This is a genomic window from Arsenophonus endosymbiont of Aleurodicus floccissimus, assembly GCF_900343025.1.
In the GTDB taxonomy this organism is placed as follows: Bacteria; Pseudomonadota; Gammaproteobacteria; order Enterobacterales; family Enterobacteriaceae; genus Arsenophonus.
Genome location: NZ_OUND01000004.1, coordinates 23316 through 35960 on the forward strand (window position 1 = coordinate 23316; position 12645 = coordinate 35960).

A 12645-nucleotide genomic window follows, 5' to 3' on the forward strand; every position below is an offset into this window, starting at 1 on the left:
AATAACTTGGCATAAAAGTGCTTTTATAAAAGAAAATATTTTATATATCAATTTGATAATTGTAATGGGATAATTTACAAACTATCTTTAATTCAAACGTTATTATCTATTCCTGTCGACTTATTTGCAGAATTTACGAAAAATATTCTATTTATTAGTTACTCAGTTGTCCTAATTGCGTTTTCATCCACTTATGCCCTTTGTTACGAGTTGTGGATTCATGCCAGATCAAATAACAGGGACGCGCTGTTTTTTCCTAAGGTAATTCAACTGATCTTAAATTTAACTGATTTGAATAATATTCAACAAGCCATTTTGGTACAATAGCAACAAAATGAGTTTGAGAAACAATATTTAATACGCTATTTAAATCTGTTTCTTGGTAAATAATAGAATGAAAAAGATCGCTATTATGATAATAGGGTTTATTAAAAGATCACATATTATCCATGGAGACCACAGCATTTTTTTCACGCTGTAATATATCATCAGAAATTGTATTTTTAATATTGGGGTGATTATTATAGACAGCTAAAACTAATTCATCATTAAATAATGGATGGTGATGATATTCAGATTTATCAAATTCGTTATAGCTAATAACAAATTCTGTTTCCTGATATTTTAATTGATGGGCAATATTATCATCAAGATAGGATTGAATAATTACGTCAATATTTAGTGCATTCTCTTTAACTCTAGCAACAATACTAGCTAGCTGCCAAACGAATATCTAGTGGGCTATATATTGATAATTTAAATACTCTTTCACTCTGTTCTGGCTCAAATCCTGCACCTGGTAATTCATTATGCACTAGTTGTAATGCCTGTCTAACTGGACCAAATAGTTGCTTAGCACGTGAAGTTGGCTGAATACCTCGGCCATAACGAACAAAAAGCTCATCATTGAACATCACTTTCAGATGCGATACAGCATTACTGACAGCAGGCTGTGACATACGTAAAATTTGCGCTGCACGGGTCACATTCTACATCTGCATAACTACATCAAAAACCGTTAATAAATTTAAATCAACATTTCGCAAATGAATATCGCTTGGCTCTTTTTTCGTTGCTGAAACTGTGTTGTAGTCAGTCATTATTTTACTCCACTTGATATATATGTATGTTCAATGAATAAAAATAAAAGATTAACCTAATTAATTATTAACTTAGGTATGTTGTTTTATTATTAAATTCATTAAAATAAATTAAGCGAACCATTTAATTTTTAAAATTATTTTAGCTTCCATGCCTTAACATTAACTGATCAGTTTAAAAATCATTTTACCAAAACCCTAATTATAGAATTATTACCCTTCAACATTTACATAATCAATGAATAATAAAATTAAATATCCATCTATTAATCCTTCAATTAGATGATAAAATAAAGCATGGTAGAATTTATAATAAAATTATTCAATTCTTATTATTCATAATAAATTATCAGATTCATCACAGAATAAATTATTGCTTATTCAATATTTCCTTTACTTATTTTATAACAAGCACTTCCTAATATATTTTTATTAAACTAATTTTATACTTCACAATTAAGAAACATTAACAAAATTAATTAAATATAATAGAATTAATTTTTAACGAAATTTAATCAGTTTTTTGAATTAAATGAATAGATAAAAATAATATTAAAAATATAAAATTTTGCCATATATCTTAGTAAAAATATTTGCTATATTAACAAAATAAATTTTTATTTCATGTTGACATAATGATAAAAATCAGGTAATTACAAAGATAATATCTTTGATATTAATAGGGTGAAATATTTTTTATGTATCTTTTTATTCACCTACTAAGCCTACTACTTCTCGCATTTTCTGTGCGCGGTATGCTTATCGGTGAACGAAGTTATTAATATCCACCCGCAATAAAAAAACCGCGCATCTGCGCGGTTTTTTATACCTACAATCTAACTAAATAGCACTTTCTATAAACTTACTAATAAAAGAACCGATAACAAGCAAGAACACGATAAAGAAACAAACAGTATGAGCAATAATATTATTATCTTTGATACAACATGACGTGATGGCGAACAACCTTTACAAGCAAGTTTAAGCGCCAAAGAAAAATTACAAATTGCTTATGCTTTGGAACGTTTAGGCGTCGATATTATTGAAGCCGGCTTTCCAGTCTCCTCGCAGGAAGATTTTAAATCTGTGCAAACCATTGCCAAAGAAATTTAAAATAGCCGTATATGTGGTTTGGCACGCTGTATTGATAGCGACATTGATGTCGCCACTGAAGCATTAAAAGTTGCCAATAGTTTTAGGTTACACCTTTTTTTAGCAACCTCCTCATGCACATTAAACATAAATTAAAAAGTTCATTTAACGATATTTTAGCCCTCGCTAGCCACTCTATTAAGCACGCCAGACATTATACTGATGACGTAGAATTTTTCTGTGAAGATGCTGGACGCACTAATCCTGACAATTTATGCCGGATCGTGGAAACAGCAATCAATTCTGGTGCAACAACGATTAATATCCCTGGTACTGTCGGTTATACTATCCCTGCTCAATTTGGCAATATTATTAAAGATCTTTTTAATCAGGTACCAAACATCGATAAAGCCATTATTTCGGTCCACTGTCATAATGATTTAGGTATGGCGGTAGCCAATTTTATTACTGCAATTCAAGCCGGTGCTCGACAAGTAGAAGGAACGATTAATGGTTTAGGAGAACGCGCTGGCAATTGTGCCTTAGAAGAAATTATTATGGCAATTAAAGTGCGCCAAAAAATGTTAGCCGTCACCACAAATATTAATCAGCAAGAAATTTACCGTACCAGTCAATTAGTCAGCAATTTATGTAATGCCCCTATCCCTGCTAATAAAGCGATCGTTGGCAGTAATGTCTTCTCACATTCTTCAGAAATCCATCAAGATGGTATACTAAAGAATCGAGAAACTTATGAAATTATGACACCAGCATCCATTGGCTTAAGAGAAACTCAATTAAATCTAACTTCTCGTTCTGGCTGAACGGCGGTAAAGTACCGAATGACAGAGATGGGATATCAAGATACAGATTACAATTTAGAACGCTTATATGAAGCATTTTTGCACTTAGCTGATAAAAAAGGTCAGATCTTCGACTATGACCTAGAAGCTTTGGCTTTCATAAATCAACAACAAGAACCTGAATTTTTCCGTTTAACCTATTTCAGTGTCCAATCTGGCTCAAATTTACTTGCCACAGCCACAATAAAAATAATCTGTGGCGATAAGGAAAAATCTGAAGCAGCAACAGGCAATGGCCCCGTAGATGCGATTTATTAGGCCATTAATAAAATAGCCAAATATCCCATTAAACTGATTTCCTACCAGTTATCCGCTAAAGGTCATGGCAATGAAGCTTTAGGTCAAGTTGATATCGTTGCTAAATGCTTTGGCCGTCGTTTTCATGGTATCGGCCTGGAAACCGATATTGTCGAATCGTCCGCTATGGCAATGATCAACGTGTTAAATAACATTTGACGCACAAAATTAGTGAAAAAACAAAAAAACCACTGCAATACAGAGGTAATTCAATAATATGGCTAGTAATTATAATATTGCTGTCTTACCCAGTGATGGTATTGGCCCTGAAGTTATGGCATAAGCCTTAAAGGTGTTGCTGCTATTGGCCAATAGTTTAATTTGACCATCGTAACGCATGAATATGATGTCGGCGGAATTGCTATTGAGCGCCATGGTCAGCCATTACCATCTGCAACACTTTCAGGTTGCCAACAAGTGGATGCGATACTCTTTGGTTCAATTGGTGGCCCACAATGGGAACACCTGCCGCCTGCTAGTCAGCCTGAGCGTGGCGCATTATTACCATTACGTAAACATTTTCAGTTATTTAGTAACCTACAACCTGCTCGTCTATATCCTAGTTTAAATAACTTCTGTCCATTGCGGACGGATATTACAGCAAAAGGTTTTAATATTCTTTGTGTGCGTGAATTAACCGGTGGGATCTATTTTGGTCAACCTAAAGGACGTGTTGGAGCTGGTATTGATGAAAAAGCCTTTGATACCGAGATTTATCATCGTTTTGAAATAGAACACATTGCACATATCGCTTTTCAGGCAGCGCGTAAACGAAGCTATAAAGTAACATCAATAGACAAAGCTAATGTATTGCAAAGTTCGATTTTATGGCGAGAAGTTGTCAATGATATTGCCAAAATTTATCCCGATGTCGAAATCAATCATATGTATATCGATAATGCCACTATGCAGCTCATCAAAGATCCTGCTCAATTTGATGTTCTGCTCTAATATTTTTGGCGATATTATTTCCGATGAATGTGCAATGATTACCGGTTCAATCGCGCTGTTACCTTCCGCCAGTTTAAATCAACAAAATTTTGGCTTATACGAACCTGCTGGCGACTCAGCACCGGATATAACTAGTAAAATATTGCGAATCCAATTGCGCAAATCTTATCTGTAGCGCTATTGATGCGTTATAGCCTGCAACCAACCACATATTGCTGATGCGATAGAAAATGCCGTCAATAAAACATTATTGCAAGGTTATCGAACTCAGGATTTGGCATTAGATAAGCAATTTGTCAGTACCGATGAAATGGGCAGTATTATTGCCAGTCATATTATGCAAGAGGTTTAGATTATGGCAAGAACTTTATATCAAAAATTGTACGATGCACACATTGTCCATGAAACGGAAAATGAAACACCATTAATTTATATCGATCGCCATTTACTGCATGAAGTCACTTCGCCTCACGCATTTGATGGATTGAGAGCCCATAACCGCTCGGTCAGACAACCCAATAAAACTTTTGCTACCATGGATCACAATGTCTCTACTCAGACTAAAGACATTAATGCTAGTGGTGAGATGGCTTGCATTCAAATGCAAACCTTGATAAAAAATTATCAACAATTTGCTATTACTCTTTACGATTTAAAGCACCCTTTCCAAGGTATTGTCCACGTCATGGTACCAGAACAAGGCATAACTTTACCTGGCATGACTATCGTATGCGGTGATTCCCATACCGCAACCCATGGTGCATTTGGCGCATTAGCTTTTGGTATTAGCACATCTGAAGTTGAGCATGTCTTGGCCACGCAAACCTTAAAACAAGCTCGAGCTAAAACCATGAAAATTGAGGTCATTGGTAAACTAGCTAATGGCATCACAGCTAAAGATATGGTACTGGTGATGATTGGCAAAATCGGTAGTGCCGGTGGCACCAGTTATGTTATTGAATTTTGCGGCGAAGCAATTGAAAACTTAACTATGGAAGGCCGAATGACTGTTGCAATATGGCAATTGAAATGGGTGCTAAGGCGGGTCTTGTTGCGCCTGATGAAACCACTTTTAATTATATTAAAGGCCACCAATTTGCACCAAGCACAGAACAGTGGCAACAAGCCGTTAGTTATTGGAAAACACTGAAGACTGATCCCGGTGCTCATTATGATGCTATCAAAACTATCTATGCTAATGAAATCGCCCCTCAGGTTACCTGGGGAACTAACACAGGGCAAGTAATTGCGATCGATAGCCTAGCCTCATGCCGTCACCAAATCAATTGCGCGATACCACTTAATATGCTTCTACAGAGAAAGCATTAAATTATATGGACTTACAAGCTAGGAGCAAATTGACCGACATTAAGATTTATAAGGTATTTATCGGTTCTTGCACTAATTCGCGTATTGAAGATTTGCGTTCTGCTGCCACTATTGCGAAAGGCAAAAAAGTGGCCGCTAATGTACAAGCAATTGTTGTTCCTGGTTCAGAGCCAGTAAAAGCACAAGCTAAGCACGAAGGTTTATACAAAAATTTATTGATGTGGGTTTTGAATGGCGTTTACCGGGTTGCTCTATGTGCTTAGCAATAAATAACGATCGCCTTGCTCCTGGCGAACGTTGTGCATCCACCATCAACCGTAATTTTGAAGGACGGCGTAAGGCCGCGGCGGTCGAACTCATTTAGTCAGTGCAGCAATGGCAGCTGCGGCGACTATCTATAGCCATTTTGTCGATGTGCGTAAGATCGATAATAAGCAAATAAAACAGGAATTGGCAAAATGAAAAAATTTATCCAACATACCGGCTTAGTGGCTGCTTTAGATGTTGCCAATATTGATACTGATGTGATCATCCCAAAACAATTTTTACAAAAGGTCACTCGAATCGGTTTTGGTCAACATCTTTTCCACGATTGGCGTTTCCTGGACGATAACGGGCAACAACCTAATCCGGATTTTGTCCTTAATAAACCACGTTACCAAGGGGCCATTATTTTATTAGTCCGTAAAAATTTCGGTTGTGGATCATCGCGCAAACATATGCGCCGTGGGGATTAACAGATTATGGCTTTTGCGCCGTTATTGCGCCAAGTTTTGCCTATATTTTATATAACAATGCCTTTAACAACCAATTATTACCAATTAAATTAAATGAAGCAGAAATTAACCAGTTATTTAACTATGTAGAACAAGATGAAGGTTGCCAGTTCACCATTGATTTGACGACCCAAACAGTCATTACTGGGGATAAAACTTATTTGTTTAGCATTGATAATTTTCATCGTTATTGCTTGATGAATGAGTTAGATAATATCGGATTGACTTTACAATATGAAAAGTTCATTACCCGTTATGAAGAGCAGCAACCACTATTTTTGCGATAACAGTTCAAATAACAGGCACTACCTCACTATGTAGGCAAAGCCTGATTATTTTTCTTTTCATTTAAATTAATTAAAATGTTAGAAAAGGTGATGACATTCTATTTAATTAGATGCCTAAATCTTATATTACGTTTTATTTAGTGAAAAAAAATTTAATTTATCTATTAATAATAAAAAATTATCCACATGTAGGGCTATATTTATTAATTTATTCACCTTTTCTGTGGATATCCATGTGAAAAAAGCTATAGTAAACAGGGTATAATTTCATAATTTTTTCAATCGATAAATTTCGAAATAAAAAATTAATATTTTTTTCATAGAGATAAATCAATTTAATTGATTAAACATAGCTCAAAGCAGAACTGATAGCTAACCATCAAAACAGGATGAACAAAGATCCAGCAATATCCATTTTATCCACAGGATACACTGTTTTGTTAAACAAGCTAACAGATCTTTTTAACATAAACCATCCTGTTAAGACTGTAAATTAAACCAGTAAAGGCTTTTTATTAGAGTTATCCAGTAAAATTGTGGATAACTATAGCTGAGATCCTGTTTATTACCTATTCGATTAAATTCATAACAGAAAAAAAATATATCGACCTTGGATAAAATGATTTGATTATCAATAGATTGTTCTTATTTACTCGATCTATGTTAAAATTTTCACTGTGTGTACAAATTTAACTGGCTATTTTTTATACAGGCATGATTTATGCAATTTTCTCGCCGGCCCCTGATGATGAACAAAGTTTACTGAGTAAAGCCAAAAACCTAGCGGGTTATACCATGGCTGAACTGGCTTATCAGGCAGGTATCGCAGTCCCCCACGACCTTAGACGTGCTAAAGGTTGGGTAGGTCAGTTATTAGAATATTGTTTAGGCGCAAATGCTGGTAGCAAAGCAGAAGCAGATTTTGCTCATCTTGGTATTGAGCTTAAAACCATCCCTATTAACCGCTATGGTGAACCATTAGAAACAACCTTCGTTTGTGTGGCAGCTTTAACCGGTAATAGTGGAGTAACCTGGCTTTCAAGTCATGTACGTCATAAGCTATCGCGGGTTTTATGGATACCCATTGAAGGTGAGCGCCAAATCCCATTAGCAAAGCGCAGAGTCGCTTCATCACTACTGTGGAGTCCCAATCCAATAGAAGAGCAGCTGCTTAAAAAAGATTGGGAAGAATTAATGGATATGATCGTATTAGGTCAGGTTGCAAACATCACCGCACGCCATGGCCAGGTACTACAAATCCGCCCTAAAGCTGCAAATCATAAAGCTTTGACAGAAGGGATAGGTAGACACGGCCAACCAATAATGACTCTACCGCGTGGATTTTATCTGAAGAAAAATTTTACTGCTACAATACTGGCACGCCATTTTGATTTACCAATTCATAAATAACAACTTAACCCAGCTATCTACAGAGAGTGGTCTTTATAATGACATTTTACGCAAATACAGTTCAATTCGTTAACGAGATTCTTCATAAGAAGCCAGACGAATATGCGGTATTTCTTGCCAACGCTCATTGAGCGGTACATGATAACCTTCATTTTTAGCAGTTTGAATAAATTCAGCCAGTGCCTCCACTGAATCCAGTACCGTTATTTTGGCATATTTTTCGATCGCTTTAGGCAAAAATAGTGTCACCGGAAAATTGTCTGCTAATTCCAATGACTCATTATTCACATCTGTACCATGATGAATAAGTTTATGCTGTTCATCGCGATCCAAAGCACGATGAATATCATCGGCTAATTTCAACAAACGATGGTTTGCGGTACCTAATTTGGTATGATTACGTTCGCTCGGTATCACAGTATCAAGTGTGCCATAATCACTAATATGAGGAGCTACCAATAATAAATCATAATCAGGGACAAATGGTTCGTGTATTTTCGGTTCACTCATCACATAAATCGGTTTCCCGGCTATTTCTATTCGATAGTGGTTATTACTATTAGATTGATAAATAGCGTCAAATTGATATTCCTGCCCAGTTGGTGAACGTGCTACCAAAATCATTTTATCACCACGTGAGCGGGATAATTCAAGACAACCTAATTCAATCAGTTCGTTGATACTATCGCAGGTTATAGTCAAAGGCATATTAATCGCTTCACCATTTTGTATATTTTTACTGATCAAGGCATTGTATTTTTGCACTTGTTCTAACTGTCTAACAAGCTTACTAAAATTTTGATCAATACAAATAAATCCGGCTTGTGGACCCCAATCAGCGGTTTTCCCTTTAATCATTAAGCGGCTTAGTGAGATAACCGGCTTCAATTAAAGAGGTCGCAAATGGACTAATGGGTCGAATACCGTAAATCAGATTTTTTTGAATTGCATAGTTAGAAAGGGTGTTTAAATGCGTTACTGGAATACCCACTTTTTGGTTGGTTTTTCTGACAACAAGAGAAAGGAGCTGGTTTTTCCGCCATTTGTCTATAATAGGCAGAATTTAAGATTAAATTATTAGATATACGATGCATTTATACTTTATTCCTGCCATTTAAAGAGCGATATTTTACCTATTTTGTTGCATGAAAAACCGTCAGATAACTTACTTTAATAAGTAAAAAATAAATTCAGATTAATTGCATGTCTTAACTAATATTCATTCAATTTGATAGATAATTAGTTGACTTAGGCACAAATAAAAATGTGCCGTAAATGGCACATTTTGGTTGCAAAATTATATAGATTTAGTTGACGCTTTTTGCTAACCTGAATATAAAGCATATCCAGCGCGATGGTAGCCGCCGCTAAGGCAGTAATTTGTGACTGATCATAAGCCGGAGCAACTTCCATAATATCCATGCCAACAATATTCAATGGTTGTAAAGCTCGCAACAACTTTAAGGCACGATCACTGGTTAACCCTCCGACAACCGGCATTCCTGTACCGGGCGCAAAGGCAGGATCCAGGAAATCAATGTCAAAGGTTAAAAAACCGGTAATTCACCCACTGTCGACCTTATCTGAGCAATAATATCTTCCAGTGGTGCGTCATTCACATAAGCCGCATCCACCACTGTAAAGCCATTATGCTTATCATATTCGGTACAGATACTAATCTGAATTGAGTGAGTGGCATCGATTAATCCTTCATTTGGTGCATGGTAAAACATGGTACCATGATCAAATTGACTACCATTATTATAAGTATCGGTATGAGCGTCAAAATGAACCAACGCCATAGGGCCAAAATGCTTTGCGTGTGCACGCAGTAAAGGTAACGTGACAAAGTGATCACCACCAAAGGTTAAACATCTTTTACTAGATGCCAATAATTTTTCGATATGTGCCTGCAACTTATCGCTCATATCCTGTACATCACCAAAAGCAAATACCAGATCTCCGCAATCAACTACTTTTAACTGATCGTTGAGGTCAAACTGTCATGGCCAACGTTTACCCTCCCATGCCAGGTTTGCTGATACCTATCGAATAGCAGCCGTCATGGGCCGGCTGCCCGGACGACCTGATGTCGCCATATCAAAAGGAACACCGGTGATCACCCATTGTGCATCACTATCATAAGGTAAAAAATGGAGTAGAAAACGCATGAAACCAAAGGCATTAGAAACCAAAGAGTTATCTTCTTGATTATTTAATGTATTATTGATCATATAATTTATCTCAAACTGTTTATTAGTGAATGACTTTCACTATTAAGGCTACTGCACTTCTGCCTGGCATCCTCCCTGCCTTAAAGGACGAGATTTACGATGCACCGGTTAAGATTTATTCCCTTATTACTCAATAACCTTGGCTAACTTATATTGACTCACCTTCTAAATAGGTATAACCATATAATCCTGTTTCAAATTCAGCCAAAAACTGCTCCTTTAAACTTTTCGTCAAATCTTTACTATTGACTTGATCACGAAAAAGCGTCAATAACATGTTAGGATCAAGCTTGACGTAATGGAGCATATCCACCACCGAATCCCCCCTCTTCACTTTGTAAATACCTGACTTCACCCGAATTATCAATATAGACGTCAATCGCTGCTGTATCGCCAAGCAAGTTATGCATATTGCCTAATATTTCTTGATAAGCACCGACCATAAAAAAACCTATCATCGGTGGCTCTTCTGGATCATAATTAGGCATTGACATGTTAGCAGCGATACCATCACCATCTATATAGTGATCAATAATACCATCCGAATCACAGGTAATATCTAATAAAACCGCCCGCCGTTCTAATGGCGCATTTAATCCTTGAATCGGTAATACTGGAAAAAGTTGGTTAATACCCCAGGCATCCGGTATAGATTGAAATAACGAAAAGTTAACATATAGCTTATCAGCCATTCGCTCTTGTAACTCATCGATAATAGGACGATGAGCTCGATTACTGGGATCTAAATCCTGCTAAATACGACGACAAATATTAAGATAAAGCTCTTCAGCCCAAGCACGCTCTGTCAAATTTAACATGCCATGGGCATATTGGGTATGCACATCATATAACGAAAGTTGACTATCATGCAGCCATTCACGTAATGAACGGCTATTTCTCTATTGCATTTCATTCCATGTCTCCCACAGGGAAATAAGCGATAATTCGGTATCTTTCGGTGGTGGAGTGATCTGAGTAAATTCATTACGTTCAACCCCAATTATATTGGAAACTAATACGGTATGATGCGCGGTTAACGCTCGACCAGATTCAGTGATCACCGTTGGATGCTCTAACTCATGTTCATCACAAGCTCACCTATCGCCCAGATAACATTATTGGCGTATTCATTTAAACAATCATTGACAGAACAATCCGATTGTGACCTAGTCCCTCATAATCAACTCCAAGACCACCACCAACATAAAAACACTCAATTTTGACACCTAATTTATGTAACTCAACATAAAAACGAGCCGCTTCTCTAGCGCCTGTGGCAATATCGCGAATATTAGACATCTGAGAACCTAAATGGAAATGTAATAATTGCAAACTTTTCAGACGCACTTCACTTTTTAATGCATCAATCAACTACAAAACCTGAGCGGTGGCCAAACCAAATTTTGATTTCTCACCACCGCTCGCTTGCCATTTACCCGAACCTTGTGACGCCAAATGCGCTCGTACTCCAAAACGAGGAATAACATCTAATCTTTTAGCTTCATCCAAAACTAGGGCAATTTCAGTCATTTTTTCAATCACTAAGTAGACTTTATGGCCAAGTTTTTCGCCGATCAACGCTAAACGAATATATTCCCGATCTTTATAGCCATTACAAACAATCACTGATTTCTTCATACCAGCATGTGCTAATACAGCCATTAATTCTGCTTTGGAGCCGGGCTCTAAACCTAAAGGTTCTCCTGATCTCACTAAAGTTTCAATTACTCGCCGTTGCTGATTTACCTTAATTGGGTAGACCAGAAAGTAATCACCTTGATAGCCATAATCACGACGTGCCCGTTCAAATACAGCATTAATTGACCGCAATTGATGTTGTAAAATTTGCGGAAAATAAAACAGTGCCGGCAAACGTAGATGTTGCTATTCTTCCTGTACTTGTTCAACTAAGGCGGCTAAATCAATTTTCGCTTCTGGTTGGTCAAGATTAGGACACACAGTAATATTACCTTGTTCATTAACTTGGTAATAGCCGCCTCCCCAATATGTAATATTATAAGTTTGTTGCATTTTACGCGCGATATTGTTATTCATACTTATCTCCTGAAATGGAGTGTGAGCTTCACTTTTTCCCCAACATATCCTATCTAACGAGATAATATTCTCGTGTAAATTTTAAAATTTCAGGAAACAGCGCAATAACTCTTATTTTACTAAAAAAGGATTCATAACAACTCAGCAATCATTCTGTTATTTAATAGTTGCAAAACAACTTATCAATGAATGATTTTAGTCTGTCTCGAGTACGACCTATAATTTCGACTAGAAGCCATAATATAGAGAAA

Annotated in this window: 3 protein-coding genes and 7 pseudogenes; 5 read left to right on the plus strand and 5 right to left on the minus strand. The window is 36.5% G+C overall.

The features are described from left to right. Nucleotides 1-154 precede the first annotated feature (154 nt). Nucleotides 155-1100: pseudogene (leuO, locus tag ARADI_RS12310) on the minus strand (transcriptional regulator LeuO). Between the two features lie 915 nt (nucleotides 1101-2015). Between leuO and leuA the strand changes: the two are divergent. The 5 genes and pseudogenes from leuA to mutH all read left to right on the plus strand — a co-directional run bounded on the left by leuA (nucleotide 2016) and on the right by mutH (nucleotide 8105). Beyond that, nucleotides 2016-3511 (plus strand): annotated as a pseudogene (gene leuA, locus ARADI_RS12320) (2-isopropylmalate synthase). Nucleotides 3512-3673: 162 nt separating this feature from the next. Next, a pseudogene (gene leuB / locus ARADI_RS12325) lies at nucleotides 3674-4655 on the plus strand (3-isopropylmalate dehydrogenase). Nucleotides 4656-4658: 3 nt separating this feature from the next. Then, a pseudogene (gene leuC, locus ARADI_RS12330) lies at nucleotides 4659-6094 on the plus strand (3-isopropylmalate dehydratase large subunit). Beyond that, nucleotides 6091-6695 (plus strand): annotated as a pseudogene (gene leuD, locus ARADI_RS12335) (3-isopropylmalate dehydratase small subunit). Before leuC ends, leuD begins: the two co-directional pseudogenes overlap by 4 nt. Before the next feature lie 714 nt (nucleotides 6696-7409). Beyond that, entirely contained in the window at nucleotides 7410-8105 is a 696-nt protein-coding gene (gene mutH, locus ARADI_RS12340; protein WP_119712245.1) for a DNA mismatch repair endonuclease MutH, read from the plus strand. 69 nt (nucleotides 8106-8174) lie between these two features. On the opposite strand, the gene ARADI_RS12345 is transcribed toward mutH, so the two are convergent. The 4 genes and pseudogenes from ARADI_RS12345 to speA all read right to left on the minus strand — a co-directional run bounded on the left by ARADI_RS12345 (nucleotide 8175) and on the right by speA (nucleotide 12394). Beyond that, complete coding sequence (locus ARADI_RS12345) at nucleotides 8175-8963, minus strand: anthrax toxin-like adenylyl cyclase domain-containing protein (RefSeq protein WP_119712246.1); 789 nt, start codon at nucleotides 8961-8963, stop codon at nucleotides 8175-8177. Further along, nucleotides 8956-9096, minus strand: coding sequence for an anthrax toxin-like adenylyl cyclase domain-containing protein (locus ARADI_RS21150; protein ID WP_182853241.1), 141 nt, complete (start codon nucleotides 9094-9096; stop codon nucleotides 8956-8958). Before ARADI_RS21150 ends, ARADI_RS12345 begins: the two co-directional genes overlap by 8 nt. Nucleotides 9097-9353: 257 nt before the next feature. Continuing rightward, nucleotides 9354-10339 (minus strand): annotated as a pseudogene (gene speB / locus ARADI_RS12355) (agmatinase). A 148-nt stretch (nucleotides 10340-10487) separates the two neighbouring features. Then, nucleotides 10488-12394 (minus strand): annotated as a pseudogene (speA, locus tag ARADI_RS12360) (biosynthetic arginine decarboxylase). Nucleotides 12395-12645 lie beyond the last annotated feature (251 nt).